We start from the raw sequence: 15,205 nt of genomic DNA, 5'->3' as shown, positions 1-15,205 counted from the left end.
GCAGCGTAGGCCGGACGCGCGTAAGCGACTTCCGGCACTATGCACACTGCGAAAAGTTGGCAGCACGGGAGGAGCTTATGACCTGGTTTATTGACCGGCGTCTTAACGGCAAAAACAAGAGCACGGTTAACCGTCAGCGCTTCTTACGCCGTTATAAATCGCAAATTAAGCAGTCTATCTCCGAGGCCATTAACAAGCGTTCGGTGACTGATGTCGATAGTGGCGAATCTGTCTCTATCCCGACCGATGATATTAGCGAACCGATGTTTCATCAGGGGCGCGGGGGGCTGCGCCATCGTGTACATCCGGGTAACGACCATTTTGTCCAGAATGACCGTATTGAACGTCCTCAGGGCGGCGGCGGTGGTTCTGGCAGCGGACAAGGCCAGGCCAGCCAGGATGGAGAGGGCCAGGATGAGTTCGTGTTTCAGATTTCTAAAGATGAATATCTGGATCTGCTCTTTGAGGATTTGGCCCTCCCTAATCTGAAGCAAAATCAGCAGCGTCAGTTAACGGAGTACAAAACGCATCGTGCAGGTTTTACCTCTAATGGTGTGCCAGCCAACATCAGCGTGGTGCGATCCCTGCAAAACTCACTGGCGCGCCGTACGGCAATGACAGCGGGTAAGCGTCGGGAGTTACACGCCCTTGAAGCCGATCTGGAGACCATCACCAAAAGTGAACCCGTTCAGCTGCTGGAAGAAGAACGATTACGTAAAGAGATTGCCGAACTACGGGCAAAAATCGAACGCGTACCGTTTATCGATACCTTTGATTTACGTTACAAGAATTATGAAAAACGCCCCGATCCCTCCAGCCAGGCGGTTATGTTCTGCCTGATGGATGTCTCCGGTTCAATGGACCAGTCGACAAAAGATATGGCAAAGCGTTTTTATATTCTGCTGTATCTTTTTTTAAGCCGGACTTACAAGAACGTAGAAGTGGTCTATATTCGCCACCACACTCAGGCGAAAGAGGTAGATGAGCACGAGTTCTTCTACTCTCAGGAAACCGGGGGGACGATTGTCTCCAGCGCCCTAAAATTGATGGATGAAGTGGTGAAAGACCGCTACGATCCTGCCCAATGGAATATCTACGCGGCGCAGGCATCGGATGGAGATAACTGGGCTGATGATTCGCCGCTGTGCCATGAGATTCTGGCGAAAAAGCTGCTGCCGGTGGTGCGATATTATAGCTATATCGAAATCACCCGTCGTGCGCACCAAACCTTATGGCGTGAGTACGAACATTTGCAATCGACCTTTGAAAACTTTGCTATGCAACATATTCGTGACCAGGATGATATTTACCCGGTATTCCGCGAGTTGTTCCATAAGCAGAGTACCACCAGCAATAATTAGATATCGCTAACAGGCCAGAACATACGTTCTGGCCTGTTTTTATTTTCCCTTCACCGAACAGCAAGCGATGTAATTTAATTGATGTCGCTGGGATTTAAAAAAGCGAAACATTTTAAGGAACCGACGCCGATTTTCATGCGTACGTAAGCCGTTAAATGCAATTTTGAGTGCGCCACCTAACCCCTCATCACGAATTAATCCGCGAGGCGACATTAACGACATTTCGCCATTTTTCTGCATAACATGCTCAAACCCGGCATTCAGGAAGAGTTCACTCCAGCCCTGCCGGGTCATCGGGCTTACGTTTGACTTCACCACCTGCATTAGCTGACTTTGATCGCCCTCACCCAGTTTTTGGCTGGTGAACATAATATCGTGAGTTAATAACCGTCCCCCGGGTTTCAGCACCCGATGGTATTCCGCAATCAGCTTCGCCTTGGCTTTGTCGGCATACATTGTCAACATGGCTTCGTTAATCACAACGTCAAAACTGTTATCAGCAAAAGGGAGAGTGCTCGCGTTAGCAGCCATTACATGGATGTGATTTTCCAGCCCATGAACAGCCACATTACTTCTCGCTCTGGCGAGCGCGTCCTTATCCATATCAATGGCATAAACCGTACAGCCAAAGCGCTGAACCAGCTCTATCGCCGTCGTCGCCATATTGCATGCCACCTCAAGTACCTGGCAATCAGGCGTCAGTTGTGACTGGTTGAACAACCAGTCAGTTGCTTCAATTCCGCCTGGGCGTAGACGGGTTTTACCCAGGCTGGCTAAAAATGTATGGCCCGCTTTTTCAGTCGTGCTCATTTGCCTGTCTCCTTTTTCATAAGTTGCATTATAAATACAACATTAAGATTCAAAGGTGAAGTGTGCGAATGATTTTTATTACAAAATAGACCTCTGCGACAATTCCCATACCGTTAGAGCGGACGTATAGCGTGTGATAGACTGAAGTATCTGACTTACAGGGCTGTAAATCATTATGAAATTGCAACATAAAGCGCTCAGGCACTTTATCTCCGTAAGCGTTATTGTTCTGACATCGACCTTTCTGGTTTACGAACTTGTTGCCAGCGATCGGGCAATGAGCGCGTATATGCGGTATATCATTGAGAAAGCAGATTCATCATTTCTCTATGATAAGTATACAAATCAGAGCATCGCAGCCCATCTTATGCGCCGTTTTTCATCCCCCAAAGAGAGTATTTCACCCGAGCAACGAAAAGCGCTGTGCAACGCTTTCGAGAGCGTTAACGGCACGCATGGACTCAACCTCACCAACCATAACTATCTTCCATTACGCGGTACATTGCAGACCCATTCCGGTAATTGCGTCGAACAACTTGATGACATATTCCTGCTGCCGGCCTTCGACCAGGCGGTAAATGTGAATCGTGAGCTGGTCGATTACGGTCAGGGGTTAGGAACGCTGGAATACAAGTTTCGTTATTACATTGACCTAAAAAATAATTACATCTATTTCTACAATCTCGTTAACTCACTCCAGTTCACCATGAACCATTGGTCCTTTTTGCAAAAAGGCACCCTGGGAATTAATCAGAATGATATTGACGATGTATTTACTGGCCGAACCGTCATTTCCAGTATTTACGAAGATGACCTCACGCAAGAAAAAGTCATGAGCTTTTTAACGCCAGTCTATTCAGACGGCAAACTAAAAGGCGTGGTCATGGTGGATGTGAACAAAGAGAATTTGAAACATATTTTTTATACCAACGACCGTCCTCTTGTATGGCGTTATCTTAACGTCACCCTGTCTGATATCAGCTCGGGAAAGGAGATTATCGTTAACCAAAGCGAGAGCAATCTGTTTCAGTATGTGCATTATATCAATGACATACCCGGTGGAATACGCATCACGTTATCGCTTGATTTCATGTACTTTATTGTCTCGTCATGGAAGATATTCGCCTTTTATCTCTTGGCAACGGTACTCCTTTTGAATATGGTCAGGATGCATTTCCGTTTGTATCACAACGTAACTCGCGAAAATATCAGTGACGCGATGACCGGTCTCTATAACCGCAAAATTTTAACCCCTACGCTTGAACAGCGGTTGCAGCAACTGGTCAATGCAGGAACACTGGTGACATTTATCGCTATTGATTGCGACAAACTGAAAACAATTAATGACACGTTGGGGCACCAGGAAGGCGATCGCGTTATCACCATTCTGGCAAAAGCTATTCAGTCATCTATTCGCAAAAGTGACTATGCGATTCGCCTCGGTGGGGACGAGTTCTGTATTATTCTCATCGATTACGCCACCGAACTTACACCTCGCCTGCTGGAACGCATTAGCCATAACTTACAAATTATTGCGCCGGATAAATCAGTCAGCTTTTCCGCAGGGATATACAATATGCAACCAAACGACACCATTAATGATGCCTATAAAGCATCTGATGCTCAGCTCTATCTTAATAAACAGAAAAAACACCTTCGTTCGTGAAAATTTTTCTGCGCAGGATTTTTATCGTTGTACCAGGAGTAAGAAATGACGGAAGTGAATAAAGGTAATGAGACCCATCAACGTTTGATTTCATTGTTGTCAGAGCAAGGCGCCACGTACCGCGTAATCAGCCATGAAGCAGTCGGCAAGTGCGAAGCCGTGTCAGAGATCCGCGGCACTGCGCTGGGTCAGGGGGCAAAAGCTCTGGTATGCAAAGTGAAAGGCAATGGCGTCAATCAGCATGTGCTGGCTATTCTGTCCGCTGACCAACAGGCCGACCTGAGTCAGCTAGCCAGCCATCTCGGCGGTTTAAGAGCTTCTCTTGCCAGCCCGGCAGAAGTGGATGAGCTAACAGGTTGTGTGTTTGGCGCCATCCCCCCCTTCAGTTTTCATCCTAATCTCAAACTGGTCGCCGATCCGCTTTTATTCGAGCGCTTTAATGAGATTGCGTTTAATGCCGGGATGCTGGAAAAATCGGTCATCATGGATACTAAAGATTATTTGCGCATAGCCCGACCAGAATTAGTCCAGTTCCGCCGCGCACAATAGCCAGAAATAGTGACCGGTTTATCGGCATAAAAACGCGATCTTATGCGTTCGCCTAAAAATTGTCTTTATCAATAAAAAAAGCCTGTTCCGTCACGCGTTTGCGCGTACAGTAAGCAGGCTTATCTTTTTTTTTGGCAAGGAAACTACGATGTTTGATGTCACTCTGCTGATCCTGCTCGGACTGGCAGCTCTGGGCTTTGTCAGCCATAACACCACTGTCGCCGTTTCAATTCTGGTGCTGATTATAGTCCGTGTTACGCCTCTGAATACCTTCTTCCCGTGGATTGAAAAACAGGGCCTGACCGTCGGGATTATCATTCTGACCATCGGCGTGATGGCGCCAATCGCCAGCGGTACGCTCCCCCCTTCCACGCTCATCCATTCATTTGTGAACTGGAAGTCGCTGGTGGCCATTGCTATCGGCGTATTTGTTTCCTGGCTTGGTGGGCGCGGTGTCACACTGATGGGTAATCAGCCGCAGCTGGTCGCCGGGCTGCTGGTGGGAACTGTGCTGGGCGTGGCTTTATTTCGCGGCGTACCGGTTGGACCACTCATTGCGGCGGGTCTGGTCTCGTTGATTGTTGGGAAGCAGTAGTCAACCCTGTCAGATAACGGCCTGGCGTCTGGCCCAGGCCTTTTTTGAACATGGTGATAAATGCGGTAGTCGAATCGTAACCCAGCATCTGAGCGACCTGCTGTACGTTTCGCCCCTCTATCAACGCCTGTAATGCCAGGATCAGCTGTAGCTGGTGACGCCAGCGACGAAAACTCAGCCCAGTCTCTTTGACCACCAGCCGGGCAAGATTACGTTCACTCATAGCAAATACACTGGCCCACTGGCCCAGGGTTTGCCATTGCGCTGGCTCCTGCGCCATCGTCGCCACCATCTTACGAATTTTTGGGTGGTCGGATACCGGCAACTGCATTTGCTCCTGCGGCTGCTGCGGTAGCTCATCAAATAATACCTGCGTAAGACGTTGTGTTGACGGATCCATCCGCTGAGCATCGGTTTTCGATGCCAGCGAGAGAATGAGTTCCCGACACAATGGCGCAATTTTCAGCGTGCAGCAGCGTTCCGGCATCACCACTGCATTCGGTTCAATAAACAGAAAGCATAAGCCGGCACCAACAGTAACGTGATTACTGTGTGGAATTTCACCAGGGATCCAAACCGCATACTGAGGAGGAACCATCCACATAGCATTTTCCACTTCACACGTAATCGCGCCGTGCAACGCCAGAATCAACTGACCCTTTCGGTGCTGATGCAGTGGGCTAAAGAGTTCGTCTTCCCGGGCCTGAATACAAAAAGCCACAGCGGCGTCGTGATACAGGTCGGGTTGATATCCATCCAGCCTCAGTCCCAACATAATAATGTCCGATTTTAGCGATAAACTGTCATTTTAGCTTGATTCATCCATCATGTAAAAACGGTAAGGTATCGCCTCGCCTGACGACATGAGAAAACAATGACACATTACTCTTCCCCCCACGGCAAACAGGGTGCTTTGCTTATCGCGGGTATCCTGATGATCGCAACCACGCTACGCGTGACCTTTACCGGCGTAGCCCCACTGCTGGATGCTATCCGGGCTGATTACGGGTTAACCACCGCCCAGACAGGACTCCTGACAACACTTCCCCTTCTCGCTTTTGCGCTGGTTTCGCCTCTGGCTGCGGCCGTTGCACGTCGATGGGGAATTGAACGCAGCTTATTTGCAGCCATGCTGCTGATTTGCGCAGGTATTGGTATACGATCTTTATCCTCACCACTGTTCCTTTTTGGCGGAACCACCCTCATTGGCTGCGGAATAGCATTAGGAAACGTTCTGCTACCAGGGCTAATCAAGCGCGATTTTTCGCAGCATGTAGCGAAACTCACCGGCGCATACTCACTGACGATGGGCGCAGCGGCAGCAATTGGTTCAGCAATCGTGGTACCACTGGCGCTTAACGGATTCGGCTGGCGTGGCGCGTTGTTGATGTTAATGGCCTTTCCTCTGCTGGCTCTGTTTATCTGGCTGCCGCAGTGGCGCCAGAAAGCCCATGCCACGATGAGTAACTCACGTGCGCTGCATTCCCGCGCTATCTGGCGCTCCCGTCTTGCCTGGCAGGTAACTCTGTTTCTGGGGATCAACTCACTTATCTATTACGTGGTAATTGGCTGGTTACCCGCCATTTTGATTAGCCATGGCTACAGTGAAGCTCAGGCCGGATCGCTGCACGGTTTACTGCAATTAGCCACCGCCGCGCCGGGAATACTGATCCCCCTGATCCTGTACAGATTTAAAGATCAGCGGGCCATCGCCGCCCTGGTCGCCCTAATGTGCGCTATCGGTGCTGCTGGTTTCTGGTTGATGCCCGACCGGGCGGTGCTATGGACCCTTCTGTTTGGCTTTGGGTCAGGGGCATCGATGATTCTGGGATTAACTTTCATCGGCCTGCGTGCAAGTTCAGCACATCAGGCTGCTGCCTTATCCGGCATGGCGCAATCTGTTGGGTATTTACTGGCCGCATGCGGACCGCCCCTGATGGGCAAAATTCACGACCTCAACGGTAACTGGCAAATACCGTTGATCGGCGTCGCCCTGTTAGCAACAGTGATGGCTGTGTTTGGATTTTGTGCTGGTAGCAATCGGGAGATAGCTACCTCATAACGCAGCGGGCAGGTTAATGTTAAACCTGCCCTCCTTTTACTCGCGAGCCGCGCGCAGCATCGCCTGGACAAGTGGAACCGGTTTTCCCACCAGCGCTCCGCGTTCATGCTGAAAAAGCGTGCCAACATAAAAAGGATGCGTCACTAACTCAATAGCACGAATATCACCGGCTTCATCCCAGCCCGTCACACGAAAATCACCTCGTTCAAGCTCGACGGCAAATGCCTGAGATACGCCATAATTGCAGTGATATCCCTCAGAGATAATATCTTGTCCGTAGGCTTTTGCGATCAGCGTATTTGCCCGCAGTTCAATATCGTCGGTCTTTTCAACCAGTGAGCAAGCTAACGGTGCGATCACCATGCGACCTTCAGTATCGGTTTCTGCATGGGCGGCATCGCTCCAGCCCAAAACGTTACGGGCATACTCGATAATAGCATGCTGAAAACCGCCGCAGGTTCCAAGAAAAGGGATGCTGTTTTCACGAGCGTAGCGAATCGCAATCAACGCGCCTTCAGGGTGTTTGTACGGGCTACCGGGTACGACCCAGATAGCATCATAGCCGACCAGATCTTCGCTACTACTGATATCAGCGGTAGTTAACCAGTCATAATCAGCCATCAATTCGAGAACAGCGGCAGCATCATCGATTGCAAGGGGAATAGCCTGATGCGCCACATTTTCAGGGCTGTAATCGCCCACCAGCGCAATACGAAGCGTATCTTTCACAGGAGACATTTCCATAAGAAATTCCTTATGTCAGAGCAATAAGGGACAACATAAGGAGCCTCAGCCTACTGATTTTTTGTTGTTATCACAATCCCTTAAATTGGGAGTGTGCATATTCAAAATGCTATAATGCTCACGTTTTAGTGATCTTATCTGACCGTAACAAACAGCCAGAAAATGACAAGCGCGGTTTCTTAACAGACTGTATTGCGTAGAGGGAAACAGATGAATATTCAGTGTAAACGCGTCTATGATCCGGCAGAAAAGAGTGATGGCTATCGAGTTCTGGTGGATAAATTGTGGCCGCGCGGGATAAAAAAAACCGATCTGGCCTTCAACGAGTGGAATAAACTTCTCACTCCATCATCAGACTTACGTAAAGCGTTCCACGCAGAGTTGATTGATTTTGAACACTTTTCCGAGCAATACCGCGCAGAACTCGCCCGGCAACAGCAGGAAGGCCAGCGACTCGCTGCGATTGCGCGTCAGCAAACCTTAACCCTGCTGTATGCAGCAAAAAACACGCAGCAAAACCACGCGCTCGTCCTTGCTGAGTGGCTACGTCAATGGTGACTGGCCATCACTGCCCGGCAGTCGGATGATCCCTGCGCCAGAGCGCCCATTCATCAATGACTTCCCCGCCGGGTAATTTACAGTCAGACCGTACTCCTTGCGGAGTCTGAACTGCAATCAGCGAGCCGCCTTTTTGTTCGCAGTACACAGAAGCAGGATTTGCCATGCCAATTTTCGGTGGGGTTGGCGCTTCAGGCTGCGTTTTACATCCAGCCAGTACCAGAATACCTGCCAATACGATAAACCCGGATTTCATGTTAACTCCTGTTCAGAATGTTATCCCGGCAGATTACCCCTACTTCCAGTCCATCTCCATGTTTTACTGAACTGTTTCAATCTGATGTTTGCATTATGACCAGTGTGGCATGTTTCATCTTTCACAGTGATGTTTTATCATGCAGACCAATATCGCCCTTATCAGTACCCAGGAGTACTTAGATCTCATGTCGGACATGATCCTCGCCCGAGTCTCACAATCTTTAGCCACTGAGCAGTCTGTTGAGAGTCTGGTTCGGCAACTTCTGGAAATGCTGGAAGTGGTGACTGACATGGAATCGACCTATTTAACTAAAGTCGATTTAGATGCCCGCCTGCAGCATATTCTGTATGCGCGTAACAGCAAGCAGATGCAGATCCCCGAAGGGCTATCCGTGCCGTGGGATGAAACATTGTGCAAACGTGCTATAGAAGAAAACTGCCTGTACAGCGATAACGTGCCAGCACGCTGGCCTGACTGTAGCGCAGCTCGGGCTCTGGAGATCACCACTTTTTTGAGCACCCCGGTTCATCTGCCGGATGGCACGTTCTACGGTACGCTTTGCGCCACCAGCCGACAACAGCAGACGCTAAGCCAACGTGGTGAACAAGTGCTGCATCTGTTTGCCGGTCTTATCGCCCAGTCTATTCAAAAAGAATCACTGGTTGCTCAACTGCGTGAAGCAAACGCCGCGCTGATTGCGCACTCCTATACTGACGCATTAACCGGGTTACCTAATCGTCGGGCTATTTTTGAAAATATGGAAACCCTCTTTTCACTTGCCCGTCATCTGAAACACAAGGTTGTCGTTGCCTATATCGATTTAGATGATTTCAAACTCATCAATGACCGGTTTGGACATGAAGTTGGCGATCAGTTTCTGATCCAGGTCGGTCGACGCTTGCGTCTTGGATGTTGTGAGAATGATATTCTCGGTCGGCTTGGCGGTGACGAGTTTTTGGTTGCCGGGATGTCACAAGAAGATGAAATAGAACAACGTGACCGTCTGCAGAGAGTGAAGGATCATTTACGACAGCAAATTTGCGGCGACTACCATTTGGGGAATATCCAGCTGTTCTATCCTGGTGCCAGCCTGGGCGTTGTGGAAATAGACCCACAGGAGACCGACGTGAACTGCGCGCTACACATTGCAGACGGCGCAATGTACCAGGATAAAAAGCGTCAGGATAAAACCACTTTTGTCACGCATTAAGCCCTGCTATTCTGGCTCATCTTTAAATAACTCTGGCAGATAAGAGCATGCGACTCGGTATTATATTCCCCATTATCATTTTCATTTCCGCGGTCGTTTTCTTATCCTGGTTTTTTATTGGCGGCTATGCTGCACCGGGAGCATCTTGATGAAAAAAACAACGCTCATTATGATTGGGGTAGCCATTATTGTGGTGCTGGGGACGGAACTGGGCTGGTGGTAACACAGAATAAAGGCCACCGATATGTGGCCTTTGTTGTCTGTTTCTTAACCTAGCTTTTGATTTTTCTGTAGATAAACAAAACAACGATCGCACCGATAACCGCAACGACAAAACTACCAAAGTTGAAGCCATCAACTTTACCAAAACCGAAGAGTGTACTGATCCACCCACCAACAACAGCACCGATAATCCCTAAGATAATGGTCATAAAGAACCCGCCGCCATCTTTACCCGGCATAATCCATTTTGCCAAAATCCCAGCGATAAGACCGAAAATAATCCATGAAATAATACCCATTTGTTTTCCTCACTTATGTTTTTACGTGAACGATTTACTCGCCGTATAAAAGCATAGCATAGACCTGAAAAATTAAAATTTGTGATCTTAATCACTTTTGATTTTCATCTTTTTCTTATGTTTCACCGGTTTAAACAGTCAGATCCACTGTTTTTTATCTGACGTTTATCGTCATTAATGTCGAATCGACTGTCATTTTCATCCAATTTTCGGAGCCAGCCCTTGCCGTAACTGCGTTTTCACTTATGGCACACTTTATGCTTATACAGCCCGTCGCTACGACAAATCGTAGTCCGCGATGCAATCGCGTGGCTTCGTCTACAATTCGCGCTATTTCAGCTTTTAACAGGTCTGTTATTGATGAAAAAAATCACCAGTGTTTGCCCATACTGTGGGGCCGGGTGCAAGCTCAAGCTTGTTGTTGAAAATAACAAAATCATCCGCGCCGAAGCCGCAGAGGGTGTAACAAATCAAAATCAGTTATGCCTGAAAGGCTACTATGGTTGGGATTTCCTTAACGACACTCGCCTTCTGACCCCCCGTCTGACTCGCCCGATGATCCGCTATGAAAAAGGTGGAAAATTCACGCCCGTTAGTTGGGATGAAGCCATTCGTTACACCGCCAAACGCTTATCCGAAATCAAAAACGCCTATGGTCCCCGCGCCATTATGACAACGGGCTCTTCCCGTGGTACCGGGAATGAAACCAATTATGTGATGCAAAAATTCGCCCGCGGCGTGCTCCATACCAACAATGTCGATTGCTGTGCCCGCGTCTGCCACGGCCCTTCCGTCGCCGGCCTGCAAGAAACGTTAGGCAATGGTGCAATGAGTAACTCCATCAGCGACATTGAAAACTCCAAATGCCTGCTCATCTTTGGTTATAACTGCGCAGATTCTCACCCGATTGTGGCCCGCAGGGTTATCAAAGCGCGTCAGAATGGCGCTAAAATTATTGTGTGCGACCCTCGCCGTATTGAAACAGCACGTATTGCAGACCAGCATCTTCAATTGAAAAACGGCTGTAATATGGCGCTGGTAAATGCCTTCGGCCATGTTCTCATTGAAGAGCAACTCTACGATCGTGAGTATGTGCAAAAACATGCTGAGGGTCTGGAAACCTACTGGGAAACCGTTAAGGATTATGCCCCGGAATCCGTTGAGCACTTAACTGGCGTTCCTGCACAACAGGTGCGTCAGGCGATGCGCACATTTGCATCAGCCCCTTCTGCCACCGTCATGTGGGGGATGGGAGTAACGCAATTTGGGCAGGCCGTTGACGTTGTACGTGGACTATCATCCCTGGCGCTACTGACCGGGAACCTGGGACGTCCCAATGTTGGCGTCGGTCCGGTGCGTGGACAAAATAACGTCCAGGGCGCGTGTGACATGGGGGTTCTGCCTAACCAGTTCCCGGGTTACCAGGACGTGACCGATTTTGCAGTAAGGGCGAAATTTGCCAAAGCATGGGGTATTGACGTCAATCTGATGGATGACAAGGTCGGTACACGAATCACTGAAGTCCCACACCTGGCAATAGAAGGCAAAGTCAAAGCCTACTACATCATGGGGGAAGATCCGCTGCAGACCGAAGCCGATTTGGGTCTGGTTCGCGAAGGGTTCAACGCACTCGATTTTGTCGTTGTGCAGGATATCTTTATGACCAAGACGGCGGAAATGGCTGACGTTATTTTGCCTGCTACCTCATGGGGTGAACATGGTGGTGTTTTCACTTGTGCTGACCGTGGCTTCCAGCGTTTTGAAAAAGCCATAGAACCAGGCGGAGATGTGAAACGCGACTGGGAAATTATCAGTCTGCTGGCTAGCGAAATGGGCTATCCAATGCACTATCAAAATAACCAGCAAATCTGGGATGAGATGCGCGAACTGTGCCCATTGTTCTACGGTGTTACCTACGAAAAAATGGGCGATATGGGACACGTCCAGTGGCCTTGCCCGGATCTCGATCATCCAGGCACCCCCTATCTGTACGAAAACAGCCAGTTTGATACCGCCAACGGCAAAGGCAAACTGTTTGCCGCACAATGGCGGGCGCCGGCAGAAGTCCCTGATGAAAAATATCCGATGGTGTTATGTACCGTGCGAGAAGTCGGGCATTATTCCTGTCGTTCTATGACAGGTAACTGCGCGGCACTTCAAGCGCTGGCAGATGAGCCTGGCTATGTACAGATCAATGCCAGTGACGCAGAAAAACACGGGATCCGTCATCGCGATCTGGTATGGGTCAGTTCTCGTCGCGGGAAAGTGATCAGCCGGGCGGATGTCTCAGAGCGCATCAATCGCGGAACGGTTTATATGACCTATCAATGGTGGATTGGCGCATGTAACGAGCTGACGCAGGATAACCTGGATCCTATCTCTAAAACGCCGGAAACCAAATATTGTGCGGTGAATATTGAACACATTGCCGATCAAAGTTGGGCGGAGAACTACGCAGCGCAATCGTACAGCGAAATGAAGTCACGTCTGTGCGAAGCCATTGAGTAAGCGGTAGTAAAACCAGCCTGAGTCTTACTTTCCGGACTCAGGCTGCATGTCCTGTCACTCGGCCAGTTGCGCTTTGCCTACGTGAACAGACGCATACTCTTCCTGCTTATCACGGTGCATAAAGCCGAAGTTAATAAAAAATAACCCCACCATAAACGGCATTTCATACAGTTCTTCAATAAGATCGCCATAATGCGCATTGTGCAGGAATAGCGGTGCCAGCAGACGATGGTGCTCCACGGTGTCGGAAATCAAAAACGCACATACCGTAATCACCAGCAACCAGATCGGCAGCGGTTCCTCACGAAAGCGTCGCGCGATTTCCTGACGTAAGCGTTTCGAGATCAGTACGGGTAGTATAATCATGGCGATTAGAACCACAGAGATGGCGCGGAATACAAGCTTTGGATATTCAGGAAAGTAATCACGTCCCCAACTGGTACTTCTTCCCAGCAATACTAACCACCACACCGTCGCCCATAACCAAAATTGCTTCCCACCTTCAGGACGGGATAAGGGCCGAATGTACAGTGCGGTAAATACAGCACCAAACAGCAACCATAACGCTTGCCCGTTCTCAATGCTTCGGACAACAAGGCCGTTAAGCAGAGGCAGATTCCAGTTTGCGGTGAACGGGATCGCCACGACAATCAGTCCAAGAATGATTGAAGGTAATGTAAGTCGGGTATCAAATTTCATAAGCGCAGTGTTCTTTTCAGTGTCTGGCTTACGATCATAACCCTTGTGAATAGTTGGCTATTAGCAATGAATGCGTATTTCTTAAGGTTTTCTTAATGTTGTTTCATAAATAACCAATGATGGAACTGGTTAATTTATAAAGACAAAAAGCCGCAACACGCTCTCACAACGCGTTGCGGCTTTACAGAAAGGACCACAAAATTAACCAGTAACAGTATGTGTAATGTTACCAGCCACAGACTTCATGCTCATTTTCGGTATCGTATGAACGTACGGTATTCACCAGGTCTTTGACGACTTCAGCTGCCACATCTGGGATCAGCAACGTCATCGGTGTCTCAGTTTCATAATCAACAGAAACGCCATTGCTGTTGTTAGTGACGGTGACGGTATAGGTTGCTTTACCCATGATTTACTCCTTACCGGTACGCACGACTTTTCGTTGATTAGCACTCTCCATCAGGACTTCAGGCGCAACAAAAAAATCGATATTAAAATAGGTGTCGTCGGTCATTACTTCGATGTTGTGCCATTTTTCCGGCGGAAAAACGCCAAACTGACCGGCTTCAATAATCATCACTTCTTCTGGCTCCGGGCTGTGCTCATCCGCGAATCCGAGATATTTGACCGCCCCCTGCATAACCGAAAGTCGAGGATATACCCCGGCACGGGTTCCCTTATCAAGGTGGCGTTCGAAAATTCCGGCAGGCGCGGTCTCTTTGTTCCAGAACGGAGTTGAACGTGTATGGATATGATTCTGTGGAATTTGAAGCATTTTTCTTCCCTTTTCCAGTCGACAACCAGCGACCTTTATTGAATCGCTGCTGTGAACAGGGTACGCCTCAAAATATATATTTAAAATACCATTTATTGGTTACTGCGGGTTTTCACAATTAATAAGCAGGAGCGGGGAATTTTGAAAGCCCGCCGCCAACAGCGGGCCAGTGGCATTATGACTGAAGCGTAGCCAGACGCGCAGCAAAACCGACAAAAATCAAACCGATAAGAGAGTTGCCAATCTTAGCCAGTTTTTTCTTCGTGCGAATATATTGCGTCACAAACGCGCCAGAGAAAATAAGGAAGCTCAGATAGAAAAAGCTCACTATCTCAAGCGTGATGGCCAAAATAAAAAATGACAGCCCTGAGTGCGGCGCATTGACATCAATAAACTGCACGAAAAACGAAACATAAAACAATATCGCTTTAGGGTTTGTCAGGCTCAGAATTAATGCACGCTTGAAAATCGCGCCAAACGGAACTTCTTCCGCCGCCGCATTACCATTTTTCGATTTCAATGTTGCATAGAGGATCTTCGCGCCGAGATACAGCAGATAAAAAGCGCCGAGATAACGGACGATATTAAACAAAACAGGCGTTGTTTTGATCAGTGCAGCGACACCTGCATAAGCCAAAAACATCAATACAGCATCGCCGATAAACACACCGCTTGCTGCAAGATATCCCCCCTTTACTCCACGTCCGACGCTGTTCTTCAGCACAAATATCGTATTGGGTCCCGGCACCAGCACGATAAAAATAGCACCGACCAGATACGTCCAGTAATTCAGAACTCCATACTCTGCGAACACGTTAACCTCTTCCTGAAAAAACACATGCACTTACTGCGAGACAATATGCTAACGAATGCGCCGTGCGATGGAAA

At 48.7% G+C, this 15,205-nt stretch carries 18 protein-coding genes and 1 pseudogene; 10 read left to right on the top strand and 9 right to left on the bottom strand.

Annotation, left to right across the window (positions count from 1 at the left end; genetic code table 11):
* Positions 1-77: 77 nt before the first annotated feature.
* Positions 78-1,361 carry a YeaH/YhbH family protein gene (locus tag OGY01_RS22205; protein WP_045441968.1) on the top strand — a complete coding sequence of 428 codons (1,284 nt, stop codon included), beginning with the start codon at positions 78-80 and terminating at the stop codon, positions 1,359-1,361.
* Between the two features lie 39 nt (positions 1,362-1,400).
* On the opposite strand, the gene OGY01_RS22200 is transcribed toward OGY01_RS22205, so the two are convergent.
* The gene (locus OGY01_RS22200) at positions 1,401-2,171 is read right to left on the bottom strand and encodes a class I SAM-dependent methyltransferase (RefSeq protein WP_045441965.1); all 771 of its coding nucleotides are present in this window, start codon (positions 2,169-2,171) and stop codon (positions 1,401-1,403) included.
* A 175-nt stretch (positions 2,172-2,346) separates the two neighbouring features.
* Between OGY01_RS22200 and dgcJ the strand changes: the two genes are divergently transcribed.
* The 3 genes from dgcJ (at position 2,347) to OGY01_RS22185 (ending at position 4,981) form a co-directional block, all read left to right on the top strand.
* Positions 2,347-3,837, top strand: coding sequence for a diguanylate cyclase DgcJ (gene dgcJ / locus OGY01_RS22195; protein WP_045441963.1), 1,491 nt, complete (start codon positions 2,347-2,349; stop codon positions 3,835-3,837).
* Positions 3,838-3,882: 45 nt separating this feature from the next.
* Complete coding sequence (locus OGY01_RS22190) at positions 3,883-4,386, top strand: YbaK/prolyl-tRNA synthetase associated domain-containing protein (protein WP_045441960.1); 504 nt, start codon at positions 3,883-3,885, stop codon at positions 4,384-4,386.
* Between the two features lie 148 nt (positions 4,387-4,534).
* Entirely contained in the window at positions 4,535-4,981 is a 447-nt protein-coding gene (locus OGY01_RS22185) for a DUF441 domain-containing protein (protein WP_045441958.1), read from the top strand.
* On the opposite strand, the pseudogene OGY01_RS22180 reads toward OGY01_RS22185, so the two are convergent.
* Positions 4,910-5,756: pseudogene (locus OGY01_RS22180) on the bottom strand (AraC family transcriptional regulator). The gene OGY01_RS22185 and the pseudogene OGY01_RS22180 overlap by 72 nt on opposite strands.
* Positions 5,757-5,855: 99 nt before the next feature.
* Here OGY01_RS22180 and OGY01_RS22175 point away from each other — a divergent pair.
* Positions 5,856-7,043 (top strand): CynX/NimT family MFS transporter, encoded by a 1,188-nt coding sequence (locus tag OGY01_RS22175; protein WP_045441954.1) that lies wholly within the window; start codon positions 5,856-5,858, stop codon positions 7,041-7,043.
* Positions 7,044-7,079: 36 nt separating this feature from the next.
* Here OGY01_RS22175 and OGY01_RS22170 read toward each other — a convergent pair whose 3' ends face one another.
* Positions 7,080-7,787: a CTP synthase C-terminal region-related (seleno)protein gene (locus tag OGY01_RS22170; RefSeq protein ID WP_286493717.1), complete on the bottom strand. Its 708-nt coding sequence runs from the start codon at positions 7,785-7,787 to the stop codon at positions 7,080-7,082.
* Between the two features lie 210 nt (positions 7,788-7,997).
* Here OGY01_RS22170 and OGY01_RS22165 point away from each other — a divergent pair, with 210 nt between their 5' ends.
* A complete protein-coding gene (locus OGY01_RS22165) occupies positions 7,998-8,345 on the top strand; it encodes a DUF488 domain-containing protein (RefSeq protein WP_045441950.1) in 348 nt (115 codons plus the stop codon).
* Between the two features lie 7 nt (positions 8,346-8,352).
* Here OGY01_RS22165 and OGY01_RS22160 read toward each other — a convergent pair whose 3' ends face one another.
* Complete coding sequence (locus OGY01_RS22160) at positions 8,353-8,601, bottom strand: putative hemolysin (protein WP_045441944.1); 249 nt, start codon at positions 8,599-8,601, stop codon at positions 8,353-8,355.
* 187 nt (positions 8,602-8,788) lie between these two features.
* On the opposite strand from OGY01_RS22160, the gene OGY01_RS22155 reads away from it, so the two are divergent.
* From OGY01_RS22155 to yoaJ, 3 genes are read left to right on the top strand one after another with little or no spacing between them, the layout of a single operon-like run.
* Entirely contained in the window at positions 8,789-9,814 is a 1,026-nt protein-coding gene (locus OGY01_RS22155; protein ID WP_286493716.1) for a sensor domain-containing diguanylate cyclase, read from the top strand.
* A 47-nt stretch (positions 9,815-9,861) separates the two neighbouring features.
* Entirely contained in the window at positions 9,862-9,963 is a 102-nt protein-coding gene (locus OGY01_RS22150; RefSeq protein ID WP_144243066.1) for a YoaK family small membrane protein, read from the top strand.
* Positions 9,963-10,037: a protein YoaJ gene (yoaJ, locus tag OGY01_RS22145; protein WP_099530266.1), complete on the top strand. Its 75-nt coding sequence runs from the start codon at positions 9,963-9,965 to the stop codon at positions 10,035-10,037. Before OGY01_RS22150 ends, yoaJ begins: the two co-directional genes overlap by 1 nt.
* A gap of 49 nt (positions 10,038-10,086) precedes the next feature.
* Here the strand turns inward: yoaJ and OGY01_RS22140 are convergent, their stop codons facing one another.
* Positions 10,087-10,335 carry a GlsB/YeaQ/YmgE family stress response membrane protein gene (locus OGY01_RS22140; protein WP_045441938.1) on the bottom strand — a complete coding sequence of 83 codons (249 nt, stop codon included), beginning with the start codon at positions 10,333-10,335 and terminating at the stop codon, positions 10,087-10,089.
* A gap of 360 nt (positions 10,336-10,695) precedes the next feature.
* On the opposite strand from OGY01_RS22140, the gene fdhF reads away from it, so the two are divergent.
* Complete coding sequence (gene fdhF / locus OGY01_RS22135; RefSeq protein ID WP_286493714.1) at positions 10,696-12,843, top strand: formate dehydrogenase subunit alpha; 2,148 nt, start codon at positions 10,696-10,698, stop codon at positions 12,841-12,843.
* A gap of 54 nt (positions 12,844-12,897) precedes the next feature.
* Here the strand turns inward: fdhF and OGY01_RS22130 are convergent, their stop codons facing one another.
* From OGY01_RS22130 to leuE, 4 genes are all read right to left on the bottom strand, one after another.
* Positions 12,898-13,542 (bottom strand): hypothetical protein, encoded by a 645-nt coding sequence (locus tag OGY01_RS22130; RefSeq protein WP_045441932.1) that lies wholly within the window; start codon positions 13,540-13,542, stop codon positions 12,898-12,900.
* Positions 13,543-13,768: 226 nt separating this feature from the next.
* The gene (locus tag OGY01_RS22125) at positions 13,769-13,951 is read right to left on the bottom strand and encodes a DUF1869 domain-containing protein (RefSeq protein WP_045441929.1); all 183 of its coding nucleotides are present in this window, start codon (positions 13,949-13,951) and stop codon (positions 13,769-13,771) included.
* 3 nt (positions 13,952-13,954) lie between these two features.
* Positions 13,955-14,317, bottom strand: coding sequence for a DUF1971 domain-containing protein YeaR (gene yeaR / locus OGY01_RS22120; protein WP_045441926.1), 363 nt, complete (start codon positions 14,315-14,317; stop codon positions 13,955-13,957).
* A gap of 175 nt (positions 14,318-14,492) precedes the next feature.
* Positions 14,493-15,131, bottom strand: coding sequence for a leucine efflux protein LeuE (gene leuE, locus OGY01_RS22115; RefSeq protein WP_045441923.1), 639 nt, complete (start codon positions 15,129-15,131; stop codon positions 14,493-14,495).
* Positions 15,132-15,205 lie beyond the last annotated feature (74 nt).

Source organism: Citrobacter sp. Cm038 (assembly GCF_030333105.1).
GTDB classification, from domain to species: Bacteria; Pseudomonadota; Gammaproteobacteria; order Enterobacterales; family Enterobacteriaceae; genus Citrobacter; species Citrobacter murliniae.
This window is presented reverse-complemented; position numbering and strand designations above follow the sequence as displayed.